23 protein-coding genes are annotated in these 19,441 nt (G+C 51.3%); 12 read left to right on the plus strand and 11 right to left on the minus strand.

Annotation, left to right across the window (positions count from 1 at the left end; genetic code table 11):
• Positions 1-19: 19 nt before the first annotated feature.
• From murA to mlaF, 7 genes are all read right to left on the minus strand, one after another.
• A complete protein-coding gene (gene murA, locus ACJHYW_RS05730) occupies positions 20-1,279 on the minus strand; it encodes a UDP-N-acetylglucosamine 1-carboxyvinyltransferase (protein WP_000357259.1) in 1,260 nt (419 codons plus the stop codon).
• Between the two features lie 54 nt (positions 1,280-1,333).
• A complete protein-coding gene (gene ibaG, locus ACJHYW_RS05735; RefSeq protein ID WP_000429656.1) occupies positions 1,334-1,588 on the minus strand; it encodes a BolA family iron metabolism protein IbaG in 255 nt (84 codons plus the stop codon).
• A 159-nt stretch (positions 1,589-1,747) separates the two neighbouring features.
• Complete coding sequence (gene mlaB, locus ACJHYW_RS05740; protein WP_001361199.1) at positions 1,748-2,041, minus strand: lipid asymmetry maintenance protein MlaB; 294 nt, start codon at positions 2,039-2,041, stop codon at positions 1,748-1,750.
• Positions 2,041-2,676: a phospholipid-binding protein MlaC gene (gene mlaC, locus ACJHYW_RS05745; protein ID WP_000476484.1), complete on the minus strand. Its 636-nt coding sequence runs from the start codon at positions 2,674-2,676 to the stop codon at positions 2,041-2,043. The genes mlaB and mlaC overlap by 1 nt, the downstream gene beginning before the upstream one ends.
• An 18-nt stretch (positions 2,677-2,694) precedes the next feature.
• Complete coding sequence (gene mlaD, locus ACJHYW_RS05750) at positions 2,695-3,246, minus strand: outer membrane lipid asymmetry maintenance protein MlaD (RefSeq protein ID WP_001296448.1); 552 nt, start codon at positions 3,244-3,246, stop codon at positions 2,695-2,697.
• 4 nt (positions 3,247-3,250) lie between these two features.
• Entirely contained in the window at positions 3,251-4,033 is a 783-nt protein-coding gene (gene mlaE / locus ACJHYW_RS05755; RefSeq protein ID WP_000925803.1) for a lipid asymmetry maintenance ABC transporter permease subunit MlaE, read from the minus strand.
• Positions 4,034-4,040: 7 nt separating this feature from the next.
• Positions 4,041-4,850 (minus strand): phospholipid ABC transporter ATP-binding protein MlaF, encoded by an 810-nt coding sequence (gene mlaF, locus ACJHYW_RS05760; protein ID WP_000438245.1) that lies wholly within the window; start codon positions 4,848-4,850, stop codon positions 4,041-4,043.
• 209 nt (positions 4,851-5,059) lie between these two features.
• On the opposite strand from mlaF, the gene ACJHYW_RS05765 reads away from it, so the two are divergent.
• The 12 genes from ACJHYW_RS05765 (at position 5,060) to yrbL (ending at position 13,868) form a co-directional block, all read left to right on the plus strand.
• A complete protein-coding gene (locus tag ACJHYW_RS05765; protein ID WP_000922872.1) occupies positions 5,060-6,037 on the plus strand; it encodes a calcium/sodium antiporter in 978 nt (325 codons plus the stop codon).
• A gap of 13 nt (positions 6,038-6,050) precedes the next feature.
• Entirely contained in the window at positions 6,051-7,037 is a 987-nt protein-coding gene (gene kdsD, locus ACJHYW_RS05770; RefSeq protein WP_001295557.1) for an arabinose-5-phosphate isomerase KdsD, read from the plus strand.
• Positions 7,038-7,057: 20 nt separating this feature from the next.
• Positions 7,058-7,624: a 3-deoxy-manno-octulosonate-8-phosphatase KdsC gene (gene kdsC, locus ACJHYW_RS05775; RefSeq protein ID WP_000030016.1), complete on the plus strand. Its 567-nt coding sequence runs from the start codon at positions 7,058-7,060 to the stop codon at positions 7,622-7,624.
• On the plus strand, positions 7,621-8,196 hold the full coding sequence (lptC, locus tag ACJHYW_RS05780; protein ID WP_000030537.1) for an LPS export ABC transporter periplasmic protein LptC: 576 nt from the start codon (positions 7,621-7,623) through the stop codon (positions 8,194-8,196). Before kdsC ends, lptC begins: the two co-directional genes overlap by 4 nt.
• Positions 8,165-8,722 (plus strand): lipopolysaccharide ABC transporter substrate-binding protein LptA, encoded by a 558-nt coding sequence (gene lptA, locus ACJHYW_RS05785; protein ID WP_000669785.1) that lies wholly within the window; start codon positions 8,165-8,167, stop codon positions 8,720-8,722. The genes lptC and lptA overlap by 32 nt, the downstream gene beginning before the upstream one ends.
• A gap of 6 nt (positions 8,723-8,728) precedes the next feature.
• On the plus strand, positions 8,729-9,454 hold the full coding sequence (lptB, locus tag ACJHYW_RS05790; RefSeq protein WP_000224099.1) for an LPS export ABC transporter ATP-binding protein: 726 nt from the start codon (positions 8,729-8,731) through the stop codon (positions 9,452-9,454).
• A gap of 47 nt (positions 9,455-9,501) precedes the next feature.
• Positions 9,502-10,935: an RNA polymerase factor sigma-54 gene (gene rpoN, locus ACJHYW_RS05795; RefSeq protein ID WP_000809051.1), complete on the plus strand. Its 1,434-nt coding sequence runs from the start codon at positions 9,502-9,504 to the stop codon at positions 10,933-10,935.
• A 22-nt stretch (positions 10,936-10,957) separates the two neighbouring features.
• On the plus strand, positions 10,958-11,245 hold the full coding sequence (gene hpf, locus ACJHYW_RS05800; protein ID WP_001176599.1) for a ribosome hibernation promoting factor: 288 nt from the start codon (positions 10,958-10,960) through the stop codon (positions 11,243-11,245).
• Between the two features lie 117 nt (positions 11,246-11,362).
• A complete protein-coding gene (ptsN, locus tag ACJHYW_RS05805) occupies positions 11,363-11,854 on the plus strand; it encodes a PTS IIA-like nitrogen regulatory protein PtsN (RefSeq protein ID WP_000183676.1) in 492 nt (163 codons plus the stop codon).
• 45 nt (positions 11,855-11,899) lie between these two features.
• Positions 11,900-12,754 (plus strand): RNase adapter RapZ, encoded by an 855-nt coding sequence (rapZ, locus tag ACJHYW_RS05810; RefSeq protein ID WP_000243741.1) that lies wholly within the window; start codon positions 11,900-11,902, stop codon positions 12,752-12,754.
• A complete protein-coding gene (gene npr / locus ACJHYW_RS05815) occupies positions 12,751-13,023 on the plus strand; it encodes a PTS phosphocarrier protein NPr (protein WP_000216791.1) in 273 nt (90 codons plus the stop codon). The genes rapZ and npr overlap by 4 nt, the downstream gene beginning before the upstream one ends.
• 212 nt (positions 13,024-13,235) lie before the next feature.
• Complete coding sequence (gene yrbL / locus ACJHYW_RS05820) at positions 13,236-13,868, plus strand: PhoP regulatory network protein YrbL (RefSeq protein WP_000620398.1); 633 nt, start codon at positions 13,236-13,238, stop codon at positions 13,866-13,868.
• Here yrbL and mtgA read toward each other — a convergent pair.
• The 4 genes from mtgA to ACJHYW_RS05840 form a co-directional block, all read right to left on the minus strand.
• Positions 13,865-14,593 carry a monofunctional biosynthetic peptidoglycan transglycosylase gene (gene mtgA / locus ACJHYW_RS05825; protein WP_000047096.1) on the minus strand — a complete coding sequence of 243 codons (729 nt, stop codon included), beginning with the start codon at positions 14,591-14,593 and terminating at the stop codon, positions 13,865-13,867. The genes yrbL and mtgA overlap by 4 nt on opposite strands.
• A complete protein-coding gene (gene elbB / locus ACJHYW_RS05830; RefSeq protein WP_001300411.1) occupies positions 14,590-15,243 on the minus strand; it encodes an isoprenoid biosynthesis glyoxalase ElbB in 654 nt (217 codons plus the stop codon). Before elbB ends, mtgA begins: the two co-directional genes overlap by 4 nt.
• Positions 15,244-15,472: 229 nt before the next feature.
• Complete coding sequence (arcB, locus tag ACJHYW_RS05835) at positions 15,473-17,809, minus strand: aerobic respiration two-component sensor histidine kinase ArcB (RefSeq protein WP_000809774.1); 2,337 nt, start codon at positions 17,807-17,809, stop codon at positions 15,473-15,475.
• A 95-nt stretch (positions 17,810-17,904) separates the two neighbouring features.
• Positions 17,905-18,834 carry a TIGR01212 family radical SAM protein gene (locus ACJHYW_RS05840; RefSeq protein ID WP_001361198.1) on the minus strand — a complete coding sequence of 310 codons (930 nt, stop codon included), beginning with the start codon at positions 18,832-18,834 and terminating at the stop codon, positions 17,905-17,907.
• Positions 18,835-19,441 lie beyond the last annotated feature (607 nt).

Raw genomic sequence — 19,441 nt, forward strand, 5'->3', positions numbered from 1 at the left:
GCTGCCAGCTCTCAGACGATTACTCGCCTTTCACACGCTCAATATTTGCACCTAAAGCGCGCAGTTTGTCTTCAATGCGTTCGTAGCCACGATCGATGTGATAAATACGATCAACCACGGTCGTCCCTTCCGCAATACAGCCAGCCAACACCAGGCTTGCTGATGCACGCAGATCGGTTGCCATAACCTGTGCGCCAGAAAGTTTTTCAACACCGTGACAAATAACGGTATTGCTTTCGATTTCGGCGTGCGCGCCCATACGGCTCAGCTCTGGCACATGCATAAAGCGGTTTTCAAAGACCGTTTCGGTGATGAACCCGGTCCCTTCTGCCACCAGGTTCAACAGCGTGAACTGGGCCTGCATATCGGTCGGGAATGCCGGATGCGGCGCGGTACGTACGTTAACAGCCTTCGGACGTTTGCCATGCATATCCAGGCTAATCCAGTCTTCGCCGACTTCGATGTCCGCTCCAGCGTCACGCAGTTTCGCCAGCACGGCGTCCAGAGTATCTGGCTGCGCGTTACGGCAGATAATTTTGCCGCGAGAGATCGCCGCCGCCACCAGGAAAGTACCGGTTTCGATACGATCCGGTAGCACGCGATAGACACCGCCGCCTAAACGTTCCACACCTTCGATGACGATACGATCGGTGCCCTGACCGCTAATTTTCGCACCCAGCGTAATCAGGAAGTTCGCGGTATCGACGATTTCCGGTTCACGCGCTGCGTTTTCAATAATCGTGGTGCCTTCGGCCAGGGTTGCAGCACACATGATGGTCACCGTTGCGCCAACGCTGACTTTATCCATCACGATATGTGCGCCTTTCAGACGACCATCGACGGAAGCTTTAACGTAACCTTCTTCCAGTTTGATGGTCGCGCCTAATTGTTCGAGGCCAGAAATGTGTAGATCAACCGGACGTGCACCGATCGTACAACCGCCAGGCAGTGAAACTTGCCCCTGACCAAAGCGCGCTACCAGCGGCCCCAGCGCCCAGATAGAAGCACGCATGGTTTTAACCAGATCGTAAGGTGCGCAGAATACATTAACGTCGCGGGCATCAATGTGCACAGAACCATTACGTTCTACTTTCGCACCCAGCTGGCTTAGCAGCTTCATTGATGTATCGACGTCTTTTAGTTTCGGGACGTTCTGGATCTCTACCGGTTCTTCCGCCAGTAGTGCGGCAAAAAGGATAGGCAGAGCAGCATTTTTAGCGCCGGAAATTGTGACTTCGCCCTGGAGCTTCGTTGGCCCCTGAACACGAAATTTATCCATTTAGTTTGTTCTCAGTTAACAATTCATATCCGCTACCGGCGAATCGCCCATAGCTCAAAAGCCGTTCAGTTTGCGATCGCGCGCCCACTCCGCAGGGGTATACGCTTTGATCGACACAGCATGAATGCGGTTATCCGCAATATATTCCATCAGCGGGCCATAGACCGTCTGCTGTTTTTTAACCCGACTCATGCCGTCAAACAACTCACCCACGGCAATAACCTGAAAGTGGCTGCCATCGCCGGAAACGTGGACTTCCTGGAGGGAGAGAGCGTTCATCAACACGCTCTGAATTTCATTATTTTCCATGGGATCTTCAATCATCAGTTAATAAATCAGCGAAACATCTTAGAGCAAAGTTGCGCTGGCATAAATAAGCAAAAAGCCTCGCTGATAAATCAGACAAGGCTCGACTTGCAGGCAGGTTTGCCGGACAGGCGGTTAACGCCATATCCGGCCTGAAAAAATTTAACGAGGCAGAACATCAGCAGGCAAATTATACAATTTCGCGAGGGTATACACTTTGTCGTTTACCCCCTGAAGCGTCACGTTGTTGCCCTGCTTTTTCGCCAGTTCGATAAGATGGAGCAGCAGTGCCAGTCCACCCGTATCCACGCGGGACACACGGCTAAGATCGATGCTGGTAATCCCCTTCACCGCTTCCTCACGCATTTCCCAAAGCGGTAGCAGAACGTCCTGATCCAGCTCTCCGGATAACGCCAGCGTGTCACCCGTCTGCATCCAGCTCAGTGACTCGCTCATTATTTTTTCTCTTCCAGAGTGATTTTCTGTTGAGAAATCGATTTCAGTTGTGCAGTCAGGCCGTCGATACCTTTGGTACGCAGCAGCGTTCCCCACTCGTTTTGTTTGGTGGTGATCATACTGACGCCTTCAGCAATCATGTCGTAAGCCTGCCAGTTGCCCGTCTGGGAGTTTTTACGCCACTGGAAGTCCAGACGCACCGGCGGGCGGCCATTCGGGTCAATAATGGTAACGCGAATAGGCACAATGGTTTTATCGCCCAGCGGCTGTTCTGGCGCAATCTGATAGGTTTGACCGTGATACATCGCCAGCGCCTGACCGTAAGCCTGCTTCAGGTACTCGCGGAAAGCGGCAAAGTAAGCATCACGTTGAGCAGGGGTCGCACTCTTGTAATACTGGCCCAGCACCAGCGCACCGGCGTATTTCACCTGTACGTATGGCAGCAGTTCCTGATCGACAATGGTACGCAGATAATCCGGGTTGGCCCGAATTTGCGGTTGCTCATTCTTCAGGCGATCGAACGTTTTCTGCGCCGCCTCGTCCATCAGCTTATACGGATTGGTCTGGTCTGCCGCGGTTGCCGCACTCAGCGGTGCAATCACCAGCAAAGCGACCATCATTAAACGTTTAAACATGCGTCGGTTCTCCTGAAATTATTTCGTTGTACCCACAGGTTCAGTGGTTTCATTATTACCTGGCGCAGCAGCTGGCGCATCGCCACTATTCTTATTGTCATCGCCTTTACTACCGTAAAGGAACTGACCAATGAGATCTTCCAGCACCATCGCAGACTTGGTGTCCTGAATTGTATCGCCATCCTTCAGGATAGCAGTCCCCAGTTCCGGGTCTTCAAAACCGACGTTTAATGCCAGATATTGTTCCCCCAGCAGGCCGGAAGTACGAATGCTCAGCGAACTGGTATCAGGAATGTGGTTATAACGTTGTTCAATTTCCAGCGTTACGCGCGGCAGATAGGTTTTCGGGTCCAGCGTAATATCCGCCACCCGGCCCACAACAACGCCACCAATGCTGACCGGAGAGCGCGCTTTCAGGCCGCCAATGTTATCGAACGTCGCATAAAGCGTATAGGTCGGTTCAGTACGTATGGACGTCACGTTCGCCGCCTTCAGGCAAACAAACAGCGCCGCCAGTAGTGCTGCTAATAAAAAGATACCCACCCAAATTTCATTTTTTTTCGTTTGCATGAACTCAATTCCCAAACATCAATGCGGTCAGCACAAAATCCAGCCCCAGAACAGCCAGAGACGAGTGGACAACGGTGCGAGTGGTTGCCCGGCTAATCCCGGCAGACGTCGGGATGGCGTCGTAGCCGTTAAACAACGAAATCCACGTCACCGTGATGGCGAACACCACGCTCTTAATCAGACAGTTGACCAGATCCATACGCCAGTCGACGGCATTTTGCATTGCCGACCAGAAGAACCCGCTATCAATGCCTTTCCAACTGACGCCGACCAGAGATCCGCCCCAGATCCCCACGGCGACGAAAATAACCGTCAACAGTGGTAATGAAATAACCCCAGCCCAGAAACGGGGAGAAATAACCCGACGCAACGGATCCACCGCCATCATCTCCATACTGGAGAGTTGCTCTGTAGCGCGCATCAGGCCGATTTCTGCGGTTAGCGCCGAACCGGCACGCCCGGCAAACAACAGCGCGGCAACCACCGGCCCCAGTTCACGCAGTAGCGATAACGCCACCAGCATACCCAGACTGGTTTCCGCACTATAAGTGGTCAGAACCAGATAACCTTGCAGCCCCAACACCATTCCGATGAACACGCCAGAAACTACAATAATCAGCATCGACAGGACGCCGACATTATAGAGCTGGCGCACCAGCAGCGGCGCATGTTTGCGAAATTCCGGTTTGCCGACCAGCGCATTGAATAACATTAACCCGGCCCGCCCGAACGTTCTCAGGGTTTTAATCCCTTTATGTCCGAGCGACACCAGCGCATTTAACAGCATGAGTGGCTTAACTCCCTGGTAAAAGATCAGCGTGATAATCGCCGGCAGGATAGCGGAACGGAACAGGCCCGTCAGCTATCCCGTCCAGAAACTGACGTACGCGCGGATCAGGATTCGCCTGCAACGCCTGGGCACTGCCATGAGCGACAATTTTTTTGTCCGCCAGGATCCAGGCGTGATCGGCAATACTTAACACTTCCGGCACATCGTGAGAAACCACCACACAAGTCACACCCAGCGCGCTGTTCAGCTCAGAAATCAGCTTCACCAGTACGCCCATGGTGATGGGATCTTGCCCAACAAAGGGCTCATCAAACATGATGAGATCCGGCTCCAGCGCAATCGCACGTGCCAGCGCTGCACGCCGCGCCATCCCACCGGAAAGTTCAGAAGGCATAAGTTTAGCCGCTCCACGCAGCCCCACTGCCTCCAGCTTCATCATCACCGTACTATGCAACAATGGCGCGGGAAGTTGGGTATGTTCCCGCAGTGGATAGGCGACGTTGTCAAATACGTTCATATCAGTGAACAACGCCCCGGACTGAAATAACATGCTCATCCGTTTGCGCACTGTATACAGGCGCGAACGAGACATCGCCGGAATATTCTCACCATCGAAAAGGATCTCACCATGATCTGGTGCGATTTGCCCGCCAATCAGACGGAGTAGCGTCGTTTTACCGATGCCCGATGGCCCCATGATCGCCGTGATCTTCCCTCGCGGCACGGTCAGGGAAATATTATCGAAGATGCAGCGATTGCCACGCGTAAAACTGACATCGCGCATATCGACTAAATTCGCCACAGACTGCTCCATAATTCACCCTTCGTCTTGCGTTGATTTTCTAAGCATGGCGCTCAATTTAACCTTGAACCCAACATATTTACAGAATATTACCCGCCGTGGTTAGCGAAAGCTGGCATTTGTTTTACTTTTTAGCCGCATAAAGTCAAAATTAAGAATCCGTTACGGCTTTCTGAAAATCTTCAGCGGACCGGCGAGTATACCTGAAGAAAGGACGTTAGATGCTTTTAGCTACGGCACTGTTAATTGTTGGTTTACTTTTGGTCGTTTACAGTGCCGACCGCCTGGTTTTTGCCGCGTCTATTCTTTGCCGAACCTTTGGCATCCCGCCGCTAATCATCGGCATGACGGTGGTCAGTATTGGTACATCGTTACCAGAAATCATCGTCTCGCTTGCCGCGTCTTTGCACGAACAACGCGATTTAGCCGTTGGTACAGCCCTCGGCTCAAACATTATCAATATATTGCTGATCCTCGGTCTTGCTGCGCTGGTTCGTCCTTTTACCGTCCATTCTGATGTTCTACGCCGTGAATTACCCTTAATGTTGTTGGTCAGCGTGGTGGCCGGTTCCGTACTCTATGACGGACAACTTAGTCGCAGCGATGGTATCTTTCTCCTCTTTCTGGCTGTGCTATGGCTGCTGTTCATTGTTAAACTTGCACGTCAGGCTGAACGTCAGGGGACTGACAGCCTGACCAGAGAGCAGCTTGCAGAGTTGCCGCGTGACGGTGGATTGCCCGTCGCGTTTTTATGGCTCGGCATTGCGCTTATCATCATGCCAGTGGCCACGCGGATGGTGGTTGATAACGCCACGGTGCTGGCGAATTACTTTGCCATCAGCGAGTTGACGATGGGTCTGACGGCAATTGCTATCGGAACCAGCCTGCCGGAACTGGCAACCGCAATAGCGGGGGTTCGCAAAGGTGAAAACGACATTGCTGTCGGAAATATCATTGGCGCAAACATTTTTAATATTGTCATCGTGTTGGGTTTACCCGCGCTGATAACACCAGGAGAGATTGATCCACTGGCGTACAGTCGTGACTACAGCGTGATGTTGCTGGTGAGCATTATTTTTGCGTTGCTATGCTGGCGGCGCTCCCCGCAACCGGGTCGTGGTGTAGGGGTATTATTAACTGGCGGATTTATCGTATGGCTGGCGATGTTGTACTGGTTATCGCCAATACTCGTTGAATAACTGGAAACGCATTATGTCGCACGTAGAGTTACAACCGGGTTTTGACTTTCAGCAAGCAGGTAAAGAAGTCCTGGCGATTGAACGTGAATGCCTGGCGGAGCTTGATCAATACATCAATCAGAATTTCACGCTTGCCTGTGAAAAGATGTTCTGGTGTAAAGGGAAAGTTGTCGTCATGGGGATGGGGAAATCGGGGCACATCGGGCGCAAAATGGCGGCAACGTTTGCCAGCACCGGTACACCTTCATTTTTCGTCCATCCTGGTGAAGCCGCGCATGGTGATTTAGGCATGGTCACCCCACAGGATGTGGTGATTGCTATCTCTAACTCAGGTGAATCCAGCGAAATCACGGCCTTAATTCCAGTGCTTAAGCGTCTTCACGTACCGTTAATCTGCATCACCGGTCGCCCGGAGAGCAGCATGGCGCGCGCCGCAGATGTGCATCTGTGTGTTAAAGTAGCGAAAGAAGCCTGTCCGTTAGGGCTGGCACCGACCAGCAGCACCACCGCCACGCTGGTTATGGGCGATGCCCTCGCTGTCGCGCTGTTAAAAGCACGCGGCTTTACTGCTGAAGATTTTGCGCTCTCACACCCAGGCGGCGCACTGGGTCGTAAACTTCTGCTGCGCGTAAACGATATTATGCATACGGGCGATGAGATCCCGCATGTTAAGAAAACGGCCAGTCTGCGTGACGCGTTGCTGGAAGTTACCCGCAAAAATCTTGGTATGACTGTCATTTGCGATGACAATATGATGATTGAAGGCATCTTTACCGACGGTGATTTACGCCGTGTCTTCGATATGGGCGTGGATGTTCGTCAGTTAAGTATTGCCGATGTGATGACGCCGGGGGGAATACGTGTGCGCCCTGGCATTCTGGCCGTTGAGGCACTGAACTTAATGCAGTCCCGCCATATCACCTCCGTGATGGTTGCCGATGGCGACCATTTACTCGGTGTGTTACATATGCATGATTTACTGCGTGCAGGCGTAGTGTAAAGATTCAAGGATAAACAACAATGAGCAAAGCAGGTGCGTCGCTTGCGACCTGTTACGGCCCTGTCAGCGCCGACGTTATGGCAAAAGCAGAGAATATTCGTCTGCTGATCCTCGATGTCGATGGCGTACTGTCAGATGGCCTGATTTATATGGGCAATAATGGCGAAGAGCTGAAAGCGTTCAATGTTCGTGACGGTTATGGCATTCGTTGTGCGCTCACCTCTGATATTGAAGTCGCTATCATTACCGGGCGAAAGGCTAAACTGGTAGAAGATCGTTGTGCCACATTGGGGATCACTCACTTGTATCAGGGGCAGTCAAACAAACTGATCGCCTTTAGCGATCTGCTGGAAAAACTGGCGATTGCCCCGGAAAATGTGGCTTATGTCGGCGATGATCTCATCGACTGGCCGGTAATGGAAAAAGTGGGGTTAAGCGTCGCCGTGGCCGATGCGCATCCATTGTTGATCCCGCGCGCCGATTACGTGACGCGCATTGCTGGCGGTCGTGGCGCAGTGCGAGAAGTTTGCGACTTATTACTCCTGGCGCAGGGCAAACTGGATGAAGCCAAAGGGCAATCGATATGAGTAAAGCCAGACGTTGGGTTATCATTGTGCTATCACTGGCGGTTCTGGTGATGATCGGCATTAATATGGCCGAAAAAGACGATACCGCCCAGGTGGTCGTCAACAACAATGATCCCACCTATAAAAGCGAGCATACGGACACGCTCGTCTATAACCCAGAAGGGGCACTAAGCTATCGATTGATTGCTCAACACGTTGAATATTATTCCGATCAGGCCGTTTCGTGGTTTACGCAGCCGGTACTTACCACGTTTGATAAGGATAAAATCCCGACATGGTCCGTAAAAGCAGATAAAGCCAAGCTGACCAATGACCGGATGCTCTATTTATATGGACACGTTGAAGTCAACGCACTTGTGCCGGACTCTCAACTTCGCAGAATCACGACGGATAACGCGCAGATCAATCTGGTGACGCAGGATGTTACCTCTGAAGACCTCGTCACGTTATACGGAACAACATTTAACTCCAGCGGTCTGAAAATGCGCGGCAACTTACGCAGCAAGAACGCCGAGCTGATTGAAAAGGTTAGAACATCCTATGAAATTCAAAACAAACAAACTCAGCCTTAATCTTGTGCTTGCCAGCTCACTTCTGGCCGCCAGCATTCCGGCATTTGCCGTAACCGGAGACACTGATCAGCCGATCCACATTGAATCGGACCAGCAATCTCTTGATATGCAAGGCAACGTGGTTACCTTTACCGGTAATGTCATCGTCACCCAGGGCACCATCAAAATTAATGCCGACAAAGTGGTCGTTACCCGTCCGGGCGGCGAACAAGGTAAAGAAGTGATTGACGGCTACGGTAAACCGGCAACGTTCTACCAGATGCAGGACAATGGTAAACCCGTTGAAGGTCACGCTTCCCAGATGCACTACGAACTGGCAAAAGATTTTGTCGTTCTGACGGGTAATGCTTATCTGCAGCAGGTCGATAGCAACATTAAGGGCGATAAGATCACTTACCTGGTGAAAGAGCAGAAAATGCAGGCTTTCAGCGACAAAGGTAAGCGCGTAACCACCGTTCTGGTGCCGTCGCAGCTGCAGGACAAAAACAACAAAGGCCAGACCCCGGCACAGAAGAAGGGTAATTAATTCGTTATGGCAACATTAACTGCAAAGAACCTTGCAAAAGCCTATAAAGGCCGTCGCGTGGTAGAAGACGTCAGCCTGACCGTCAACTCCGGGGAAATTGTCGGTCTGCTGGGGCCAAACGGTGCCGGTAAGACCACCACTTTCTACATGGTTGTAGGCATTGTGCCGCGCGATGCGGGCAACATCATTATTGATGATGACGATATCAGTCTGCTGCCTCTGCATGCACGCGCGCGCCGCGGTATCGGCTATCTGCCACAGGAAGCCTCCATTTTCCGTCGCCTCAGCGTTTACGATAACCTGATGGCGGTACTGCAAATTCGTGACGACTTGTCTGCTGAACAACGTGAAGACCGCGCGAACGAGCTGATGGAAGAGTTTCACATTGAGCACCTGCGTGACAGCATGGGGCAGTCACTCTCCGGGGGTGAACGTCGCCGTGTAGAAATTGCCCGCGCACTGGCTGCGAATCCGAAATTTATTCTGCTCGACGAACCGTTTGCCGGGGTTGACCCGATCTCGGTTATCGACATTAAACGCATCATTGAACACCTGCGCGACAGCGGCCTGGGCGTACTGATCACTGACCACAACGTGCGTGAAACACTGGCGGTTTGTGAACGCGCTTATATCGTCAGTCAGGGGCATTTGATCGCCCACGGCACGCCTACAGAAATCTTACAAGACGAACACGTTAAGCGTGTATACCTTGGGGAAGACTTCAGACTCTGATAGGGTAGAAGTTTGCGACGTTTTAGCAGGAGAGTACGATTCTGAACATGAAGCAAGGTTTGCAACTCAGGCTTAGCCAACAACTGGCGATGACGCCACAGCTCCAACAGGCAATTCGTCTGTTGCAGTTGTCGACGCTGGAACTTCAGCAGGAGCTACAGCAGGCGCTGGAGAGTAATCCGCTGCTTGAGCAAATCGACACTCATGAAGAAATCGACACCCGCGAAACGCAAGACAGTGAAACACTGGACACCGCCGACGCGCTCGAACAAAAAGAGATGCCGGAAGAGCTGCCGCTCGATGCCAGTTGGGACACCATTTACACCGCTGGTACACCATCCGGCACCAGCGGTGACTACATTGACGACGAGCTGCCGGTCTATCAGGGCGAAACGACGCAGACCTTGCAGGATTACCTGATGTGGCAGGTCGAGTTGACACCGTTTTCCGACACTGACCGCGCTATTGCTACCTCTATCGTCGATGCCGTTGATGACACTGGTTATCTGACTGTCCCGCTGGAAGATATTCTCGAAAGTATGGGCGATGAAGAGATTGACATCGACGAGGTTGAAGCCGTCCTTAAGCGGATCCAACGGTTTGATCCGGTCGGTGTGGCGGCAAAAGATCTGCGTGACTGCCTGCTGATCCAACTCTCCCAATTCGATAAAACCACGCCGTGGCTGGAAGAGGCCAGACTGATTATTAGCGATCATCTCGATCTGTTAGCCAATCACGACTTCCGCACTTTAATGCGCGTCACGCGTCTGAAAGAAGATGTGCTGAAAGAAGCCGTCAATCTGATCCAGTCGCTCGATCCGCGCCCCGGGCAGTCGATCCAGACTGGCGAACCTGAGTATGTCATTCCAGATGTGCTGGTGCGTAAGCATAACGGTCACTGGACGGTAGAACTCAACAGTGACAGCATTCCGCGTCTGCAAATCAACCAGCACTACGCCTCGATGTGCAATAACGCGCGCAACGATGGTGACAGCCAGTTTATCCGCAGCAATCTGCAGGATGCCAAATGGTTGATCAAGAGTCTGGAAAGCCGTAACGATACGCTACTGCGCGTGAGTCGCTGTATCGTTGAACAGCAGCAAGCCTTCTTTGAGCAAGGTGAAGAATATATGAAACCGATGGTACTGGCCGATATCGCCCAGGCTGTCGAAATGCATGAATCGACGATATCTCGCGTGACCACGCAAAAATACCTGCATAGTCCACGAGGCATTTTTGAACTGAAGTATTTCTTTTCCAGTCACGTCAATACCGAGGGCGGCGGCGAAGCTTCCTCCACGGCGATTCGTGCGCTGGTGAAGAAATTAATCGCGGCGGAAAACCCAGCGAAACCGTTGAGCGACAGCAAGTTAACCTCTTTGCTGTCGGAACAAGGTATCATGGTGGCACGCCGCACTGTTGCGAAGTACCGAGAGTCTTTATCCATTCCGCCGTCAAACCAGCGTAAACAGCTCGTTTGACCCAACCGATAAGGAAGACACTATGCAGCTCAACATTACCGGAAATAACGTCGAGATCACCGAGGCACTGCGCGAATTTGTTACAGCCAAATTTGCCAAACTTGAGCAATATTTTGACCGAATCAACCAGGTCTATGTTGTTCTGAAAGTGGAGAAAGTCACCCACACCTCAGATGCAACACTGCATGTAAACGGTGGTGAAATTCATGCCAGCGCGGAAGGTCAGGACATGTACGCTGCCATTGATGGCTTAATTGATAAGCTGGCACGCCAGTTGACCAAACATAAAGATAAACTGAAACAACACTAATTGTCCGGGCAATTAGCATGTGCATGGCGGCCTGTTGTGCGGCACAACGGGCCATTTGTACGGTTAATGCTCCGAGCCTGTTCCACTGTTTGAGTGGGCAGGTTCTTAGGTGAAATTATGACAAATAATGATACAACTCTACAGCTTAGCAGTGTTCTTAACAGGGAATGTACGCGAAGCCGCGTCCACTGTCAGAGCAAAAAACGCGCCCTGGAAATCATCAGCGAGCTGGCGGCGAAACAACTTAGCCTGCCGCCTCAGGTGGTTTTTGAAGCTATCCTGACGCGGGAAAAAATGGGCAGTACCGGTATCGGCAATGGTATTGCCATTCCGCATGGCAAACTGGAAGAAGATACTCTGCGCGCCGTTGGCGTTTTCGTTCAGCTCGAAACGCCTATAGCTTTCGATGCCATCGACAACCAACCGGTGGATTTACTTTTTGCCCTGCTGGTGCCGGCAGACCAAACTAAAACGCACCTGCATACTCTGTCACTGGTGGCGAAACGTCTGGCGGACAAAACCATCTGCCGCCGTTTACGCGCAGCCCAGAGCGATGAAGAGCTGTATCAAATCATTACGGATACCGAAGGTACTCCGGATGAAGCGTAGTTATTCGGTAATGTCTCTTTTAGACGTTGTGAGGAGAAACAGTACATGGTACTGATGATCGTCAGCGGACGTTCAGGTTCAGGTAAATCTGTCGCCCTGCGTGCGCTGGAAGATATGGGTTTTTACTGCGTGGATAACCTTCCCGTAGTGTTGTTACCCGATCTGGCTCGAACTCTGGCCGATCGCGAGATTTCTGCCGCCGTCAGCATTGATGTTCGTAATATGCCGGAGTCACCAGAAATATTCGAACAGGCGATGAGTAACCTGCCTGACGCTTTCTCACCGCAACTACTGTTCCTGGATGCCGACCGTAATACCTTAATTCGTCGTTACAGTGACACGCGCCGACTGCATCCGCTTTCCAGCAAAAACCTGTCGCTGGAAAGTGCTATCGACAAAGAAAGCGATTTGCTGGAGCCTCTGCGTTCGCGAGCGGATCTGATTGTCGATACCTCAGAAATGTCCGTTCACGAGCTGGCTGAAATGCTGCGTACCCGTCTGCTGGGTAAACGTGAACGCGAACTGACCATGGTCTTTGAGTCTTTTGGCTTCAAACACGGTATCCCTATCGATGCAGATTACGTCTTTGACGTGCGCTTCTTGCCGAACCCGCACTGGGATCCGAAACTGCGTCCAATGACAGGTCTGGATAAGCCTGTCGCCGCGTTCCTCGACCGCCACACAGAAGTACACAATTTTATCTACCAGACGCGAAGCTATCTTGAGCTATGGTTACCTATGCTGGAAACCAACAACCGTAGCTACCTGACGGTCGCCATTGGTTGTACCGGCGGGAAGCACCGTTCGGTGTATATTGCAGAGCAACTGGCAGACTACTTCCGCTCGCGCGGTAAAAACGTCCAGTCACGCCATCGTACGCTGGAAAAACGTAAACCATGACCGTCAAGCAAACTGTTGAAATCACAAACAAGCTGGGCATGCATGCCCGGCCTGCAATGAAGCTGTTTGAATTAATGCAGGGTTTTGACGCTGAAGTGCTGTTACGTAATGACGAAGGCACCGAGGCTGAAGCCAACAGCGTTATTGCGCTGCTGATGTTGGATTCTGCCAAAGGACGGCAGATTGAAGTTGAAGCGACCGGTCCGCAGGAAGAGGAAGCACTGGCCGCCGTTATCGCCCTCTTTAACTCTGGTTTTGATGAAGATTAATCTTCATCACTTTGACATTCAAATCCCTTCAAGCTCCCCCGGCAATAAGAAAAGCGCGTACTGAAATCGTTATCAATCAACGTCAATTGTACATTTCGTGCGCTTTTTACTTTCAGAAGAACCTTAAGAAAACCTTAAGAAGCATTGTTTAGATTTCGTTTAAGTTAATCGACCATACTGGAGATCGTCAGAAAATATTTCCAGGAGATGGCATGATTCGCTTATCTGAACAAAGTCCCCTGGGCACCGGAAGACATCGGAAATGTTATGCGCATCCGGAAGATGCCCAACGCTGTATCAAGATTGTCTACCATCGTGGCGATGGTGGCGATAAAGAGATCCGCCGTGAGTTAAAGTACTACGCGCATCTTGGTCGTCGGTTAAAAGACTGGAGTGGAATACCGCGCTATCACGGTACCGTTGAGACGGATTGCGGAACCGGTTATGTCTACGATGTGATTGCAGATTTTGACGGCAAACCCTCCATTACGCTGACCGAATTTGCTGAACAATGCCGTTACGAAGAAGACATTGCACAACTGCGCCAGATACTGAAACAGCTGAAGCGTTATTTGCAGGATAACCGTATCGTGACGATGTCGCTGAAGCCGCAGAATATCCTTTGTCATCGCATCAGTGAGTCAGAGGTTATCCCCGTCGTCTGCGACAACATTGGTGAAAGCACATTGATTCCACTGGCGACCTGGTCGAAGTGGTGTTGTCTGCGTAAGCAAGAGCGGTTGTGGAAACGATTTATCGCCCAACCGGCGCTGGCTATTGCCCTGCAGAAAGATCTGCAACCTCGTGAGAGCAAAACGCTGGCCCTCACTTCGCGCGAAGCTTAATCAAGCTGGTGTTGTTGCATAAACGGCTCACCGCCTAACTGATACATCTGCCGTAAAATCCACGCCTGACGGCTACGCACGTAGCCCGATGGCGCGGAGACTTTGAAACGAAGTGGATTAGGTAATACAGCTGCCAGTAATGCAGCTTCCGACCGGGTAAGCTTGCTCGCGGGTTTGTGGAAATAACGTTGTGCCGCAGCTTCGACGCCAAACACACCGTCGCCAAATTCGGCGATATTCAGGTAAACCGTCAGGATACGCTTTTTGCTCCAGACTGTTTCTATCCCCAGCGTTAATCCGGCTTCCAGCCCTTTTCGAACCCAGCTGCGCCCATCCCATAAAAAGAGATTTTTGGCTGTCTGCTGAGAAATCGTTGACGCACCGCGAATACGGTTTTCATTGCGTTCGTTGTGCGCCAGGGCTTGCTCAATGGAAGCGACATCAAAGCCCCAGTGCTCAGGAAATTTCTGATCTTCTGCGGCAATCACCGCCAGTCCCATCCACGGCGAGATTTGATCCATACTGACCCAGTCAGAATGTGCCACGTAACGAAAATTGCCATGCAGCCAGGCGCTGACTTGCCGCTCAACCATTACCGCTGAGAAGGGAACAGGCGCAACGCTAAACAACGCGATGCCCCCGCCCCAGAAAACGGCGAGGACAACCATTAACCGCAGAAGAAAACGGCGAACGAAACTAAACACCGTTAAGCGGCTTTTACTCATTCAGCCAGTACCAGCACGCGGGAAACCAGCTTATCAATGCCGCTCGCCGCTTCTGCAATGTTCTGCGCCAGCATATATGCCGGGGTGGTGACAATCTTATTGTCTTCATCAACCACGATATCATCGACAGGACATGGCACATGCTCCGCGCCCATCTCTTCCAGCACTTCTGCGGTATCAATATCAGTACCGATGGTCAAACGCAGCGGGAAATCGAAAATTTTCGGCAGCATCGCCGGGGCAATACACATAAAACCAAGCGGTTTTCCGGCCTGATGCATCGCTTGTGCCAGCGCCTTTAATTCACGGTCAACGGTGCATTCGCTACCAAGACTGGCAAAATTGCTTAAATTCTTCGCCGCGCCAAAACCCCCCGGCACAATCAACGCATCCAGTTCAGCGGCATCGGCCTGGGCCAGAGGACGGATTTCACCGCGCGTTATTCGTGCCGCTTCAATCAGCACATTGCGCGTTTCCGTCATCGCTTCGCCCGTTAAATGGTTGATAACATCAACCTGCTGCTTATCCGGTGCAAAGCAGACCGCCTGCGCACCGCTGCGTGAAATAGCTAACAACGTCAACACCGCTTCATGAATTTCAGAACCGTCATAGACGCCGCATCCGCTCAGAATTACGCCAATTTTCTTCATTGTGATCATCCTTTCGCAATTGACTGAAACACATTAATTTTTTTAATAAAAATGCTACGCATCACACATTTAACTGATTCATGTAACAAATCATTTAAGTTTTGCTATCTTAACTGCGTGCGGCCTGAAAAACAGTGCTGTGCCCTTGTAACTCATCATAATAATTTACGGCGCAGCCAAGATTTCCCTGGTGTTGGCGCAGTATTCGCGCACCCCGGTCTAGCCGGGGTCATTTTTTAGTGGCTTTTGCCACCCACGCTTTCAGTACTTCTACGTCGTGACGCCACTCTTCTTTCATCTCTTCAATCCATTCACCGACGTTATCTTCCCAGGCGGGAAGGTCAGGAGACTGAATTTGCTGACCCAGCTGTTGCAGATGGCGTAACCCCACTGACCCCGCCGCACCTTTAATTTTATGCCCTTCCTCAACAATGCCTTTTTTATCCTGCGCCGTCAGATTCGACTCCAGCACGCTGACATATCCCGGCATCATCTTCTCAAATACCGCTAACCCGTCGGTGATCAGCTTCGGTCCTACAAGTTCGAGATACTGTTCCAGCATGGGAATATCGAGCAATGCTTCTGATTTACTGTTCTCTTCTGTCGTCACCGTACTCTCCTCATCATCCTGGGTATCCCAGAATTTCTTGATCATCGCGGTTAGCGCCGGAACAGAAAGCGGCTTACTCAGCACATCATCCATTCCAGCATTGAGGTACTCTTGTTTGTCTTTCAGCACGTTAGCGGTTAAGGCCACCAGCGGCGGTAAATCCTCGCGCGGATAACGCTTCGTCAGTTCACGAGAGATATCCAGCCCGGTCATATCTGGCAACTGAATATCCAGCAATACCAGGTCGTATTCGCCCGGTTTAAACATCTCCAGCGCCGCCTTGCCGGTCATGGCGACATCAACGCTGTTACCTAATTTTTCCAGCACAGAGCGTGCGACAATCACGTTCAGTTCAATGTCTTCCACCAGCAGCACATTCAGCGCCGGTAAAGGCATATCGTCTTCATCAAACGCATCATCAACCTCTTCTGCTACCGACGGTGCGTGAATCGTCAACGTAAAGGTTGAACCTTTGCCCTGTTCGCTGGTAACCGTAATATCGCCGCCCATATTTTTCGCCAGACGACGAGAAACGGCCAGACCAATACCGGTGCCGGTGGCAGGTTTACCGCCATGACTGTCTTTCACCTGGTAATACATGGCGAAAATTTTATCCAGCTCATCCTGCGGAATGCCGATACCAGAGTCTTCCACTTCAAAATGCAGCATATCGCCTTCATCGTAGCGCACGCGCACAGTAACCTGGCCTTGCTGGGTGAATTTGACGGCGTTACTGATGAGGTTCCACAGGATCTGCCGTAAACGCGTCCCGTCGGTAATGACCTGATGCGGTAATGGCAGCGTCGGCTCCAGATTAAAGCGCAATCCTTTTTGTTGCGCCTGCAAGGCGGAGAGATTTTCCAGATCGGCAAGGAAGCTGGTGAAATCAACCGGCTGATTATCAAGCTGGACCTTGCGCCGTTCCATCTTATCCATGTCGATAATATCGTTGAAGATATTCCCCAGCGTGACGGCCGAAACATGGATGGTTTTGAGGTATTTTTCCTGCTCGGCGGTGAGTTCGGTATCCAGCAGAATGCGGCTCAGGCCGACGATACCATTCAGCGGTGTACGCAATTCGTGACTGATGGTGGAGATAAACGTCGTTTTGTCGCGGCTGGCCCGTTCAAGCGCATCCTGATACCGCTTACGCTCGGTAATGTCGCGACCAAAGCCCATCAAACCGTGACGTTTACCCACGCGGTCGTAGTACGGCACTTTACGGATTTCAAAGCAGGCTTTGCGCCCGTCCGGGTAATCCAGCCACTGTTCATAGGTCAGTGACACATTATGACGGAACACTTTTTCATCGGTTTCAATGACTTTTGCGGCGGCTTCCGGTGAGTAAACATCAGCAGGTTTCAGGTGAACCAGTTGTTTTTCGCTTTTTCCGGTCAGCAGCTCCATCGCGCGGTTACAGCCGGAAAACTCTTTATCTTCGTTACGATAAAAAACCAGGTCGGGTGAAGCATCAAGGAAGGAACGTAAGAATGAGGATTGCTGCTCGAGCTGAATTTGTGTCTCTTCGCGCTCTTTGATTTCAATTTTCAGTTGGCCGAAGGTTTCCTGCAGTTCTGCTTCCGCTTTTTCACGAACGGCGATTTCCTGATTTAGCTGGGCAATATTATCTTTTAACTGAACGTTGAGGCTCAAATCGCGCTCGCGCATCTCCTCCAGTTTTTGCACCAGTCGTGACAGACGTTGCCGTGACTCCTCCAGTTGCTCGACGACCACCGATAGAAAGTAGACCGCCCACGGCGTAATCAGCAAACCAAAGAAGATAGAACGAATAACATCAATGCTTTCGACCTGACCATGCAGCACCATGGTTACCGCCATTTGTACCACAATGGCAAGAACGACGAGGGCCAGCGCCAGCAACATTGAGAAGCGCACCAGACCTAACTTCATCATCAGGTCAACATAATACTGCGCCAGCAGACGAATTTGCTTCATTAGGGAATTCCTTCACGACAACCTGCCCCAATAATACCCAATTCTGACAGTTACGTTATAAATTGTGTGAGAAATGCGGAATTCCCCTCAATGGCCTACGCCGTTGGAGGTAGCCACGGACGTCCCAGCGCCGATCCCTGTACGCCATGTTCATTCAGATAACGATCCAGCTCGACCATTCCCGTCCAGCGATTTTCGCACCACAGAGGAGCAAGCAGCGTCGGGCGACGGGCGCTGGCGGAAATGCGGTGGTAGATCACTTCCGGTGGCGTATGGCGAATCATTTCTCCGGCAGTGAGCGTGTAATCTTCCAGTTCAATACCGTTCAAACGCCCCGCTTCCCAGGCTTTCGCCATAATGCTGCCTTTCACAATATGCAGCGGATGCAGCTTTATGCCGTCCACGCCAGTTTCAATGACTCGCTCCAGCGTTTGCAAACATTCAGCCTGCCCTTCGCCAGGCAGGCCGACAATTAAGTGAGAACACACCTTCAGCCCACGCTCACGCGCCAGCTGCGTCGTGCGCTGATAACAGGCAAAATCATGACCGCGATTGATGCGATGCAGCGTTTTGTCGTGGGCGGTTTGTAGCCCCAGCTCCAGCCACACTTCGTAACCCTGGTCCTTATATTCGCAAAGCAGATCCAGCACCGCATCCGGCACGCAGTCCGGGCGGGTACCAACACACAAACCGACAATATTGGCCTGGCTCACCGCCTGCTGATACATAGAACGCAGCACCTGAACTTCCGCAAAGGTGCTGGTATACGCCTGAAAGTAGGCCAGATAGCGTTTAGCGCGGTTAACTAAATTCGCCTGGTGCGCCAGTTGCTCGGCAATGGAACGATGCTGCTGCGCTTCATCGGCAAACGAGGCCACATTACAGAATGTGCAGCCACCACGCCCGATGGTACCGTCACGGTTAGGGCAGCTAAAACCGCCGTGCAGCGTCAGCTTATGCACCTTTTGCCCATAACGACGGGTGAGATCACCACCAAACATATTGACTAATTTCTGTAACTGCATAATCTGATAGACCGCGCCTTGAAAAGAGGCCAAAGCCTGCCATTTTTAGCTCAATTCGGCGATGACCTGGATCAATCGTCCCGGCCTGCTTTTATCAACTGCATAATCAATCAAAATTACCGAAATTTCATGCACAATCACATAAATCACTTTTGCTTATCTTGTGTCAGATTTTTTTATCTCCTTATGGATTTTAGGCAAAAACAGTAGCATGAAACGTTATTACCAATTAAGGCAGTATAAAATGCTGGTTTTCTCGTCAGTTCAAGGCAGGATAAGGGTTAACACGCCTTTATGACAGTCAGGAATTGACTGTTTCTCTAACGACGCCCTTTTAGCCTTAAATAGAAAATCCACTTTAATTTCAGACAATTAATAAAGAATTTTGCGCTAAAGCACATTTCTGTACCAATAAGCTTGCCATTTGACCTGTATCAGCTTTCCCGATAAGTTGGAAATCCGCTGGAAGCTTTCTGGATGAGCAGCCTGCTCATCATATTTATGCAGTAATTGAGATCCCCTCTTCACCGTATTAACCGATGCGAAAAGGACAACAAGGGGGCGAATGCGAGGTGCGCGTATGACACGCAAACCCCGTCGCCACGCT

Origin of the sequence: Escherichia sp. WS3063, from assembly GCF_046486595.1 — a bacterium.
GTDB lineage: Bacteria > Pseudomonadota > Gammaproteobacteria > Enterobacterales > Enterobacteriaceae > Escherichia > Escherichia coli.

Bases quoted from the DNA above. Each gene is read 5' to 3' on its own strand.
- murA (WP_000357259.1), bottom strand. From the start codon at position 1,279: ATGGATAAATTTCGTGTTCAGGGGCCAACGAAGCTCCAGGGCGAAGTC.
- ibaG (WP_000429656.1), bottom strand. From the start codon at position 1,588: ATGGAAAATAATGAAATTCAGAGCGTGTTGATGAACGCTCTCTCCCTC.
- mlaB (WP_001361199.1), bottom strand. From the start codon at position 2,041: ATGAGCGAGTCACTGAGCTGGATGCAGACGGGTGACACGCTGGCGTTA.
- mlaC (WP_000476484.1), bottom strand. From the start codon at position 2,676: ATGTTTAAACGTTTAATGATGGTCGCTTTGCTGGTGATTGCACCGCTG.
- mlaD (WP_001296448.1), bottom strand. From the start codon at position 3,246: ATGCAAACGAAAAAAAATGAAATTTGGGTGGGTATCTTTTTATTAGCA.
- mlaE (WP_000925803.1), bottom strand. From the start codon at position 4,033: ATGCTGTTAAATGCGCTGGTGTCGCTCGGACATAAAGGGATTAAAACC.
- mlaF (WP_000438245.1), bottom strand. From the start codon at position 4,850: ATGGAGCAGTCTGTGGCGAATTTAGTCGATATGCGCGATGTCAGTTTT.
- ACJHYW_RS05765 (WP_000922872.1), top strand. From the start codon at position 5,060: ATGCTTTTAGCTACGGCACTGTTAATTGTTGGTTTACTTTTGGTCGTT.
- kdsD (WP_001295557.1), top strand. From the start codon at position 6,051: ATGTCGCACGTAGAGTTACAACCGGGTTTTGACTTTCAGCAAGCAGGT.
- kdsC (WP_000030016.1), top strand. From the start codon at position 7,058: ATGAGCAAAGCAGGTGCGTCGCTTGCGACCTGTTACGGCCCTGTCAGC.
- lptC (WP_000030537.1), top strand. From the start codon at position 7,621: ATGAGTAAAGCCAGACGTTGGGTTATCATTGTGCTATCACTGGCGGTT.
- lptA (WP_000669785.1), top strand. From the start codon at position 8,165: ATGAAATTCAAAACAAACAAACTCAGCCTTAATCTTGTGCTTGCCAGC.
- lptB (WP_000224099.1), top strand. From the start codon at position 8,729: ATGGCAACATTAACTGCAAAGAACCTTGCAAAAGCCTATAAAGGCCGT.
- rpoN (WP_000809051.1), top strand. From the start codon at position 9,502: ATGAAGCAAGGTTTGCAACTCAGGCTTAGCCAACAACTGGCGATGACG.
- hpf (WP_001176599.1), top strand. From the start codon at position 10,958: ATGCAGCTCAACATTACCGGAAATAACGTCGAGATCACCGAGGCACTG.
- ptsN (WP_000183676.1), top strand. From the start codon at position 11,363: ATGACAAATAATGATACAACTCTACAGCTTAGCAGTGTTCTTAACAGG.
- rapZ (WP_000243741.1), top strand. From the start codon at position 11,900: ATGGTACTGATGATCGTCAGCGGACGTTCAGGTTCAGGTAAATCTGTC.
- npr (WP_000216791.1), top strand. From the start codon at position 12,751: ATGACCGTCAAGCAAACTGTTGAAATCACAAACAAGCTGGGCATGCAT.
- yrbL (WP_000620398.1), top strand. From the start codon at position 13,236: ATGATTCGCTTATCTGAACAAAGTCCCCTGGGCACCGGAAGACATCGG.
- mtgA (WP_000047096.1), bottom strand. From the start codon at position 14,593: ATGAGTAAAAGCCGCTTAACGGTGTTTAGTTTCGTTCGCCGTTTTCTT.
- elbB (WP_001300411.1), bottom strand. From the start codon at position 15,243: ATGAAGAAAATTGGCGTAATTCTGAGCGGATGCGGCGTCTATGACGGT.
- arcB (WP_000809774.1), bottom strand. From the start codon at position 17,809: ATGAAGCAAATTCGTCTGCTGGCGCAGTATTATGTTGACCTGATGATG.
- ACJHYW_RS05840 (WP_001361198.1), bottom strand. From the start codon at position 18,834: ATGCAGTTACAGAAATTAGTCAATATGTTTGGTGGTGATCTCACCCGT.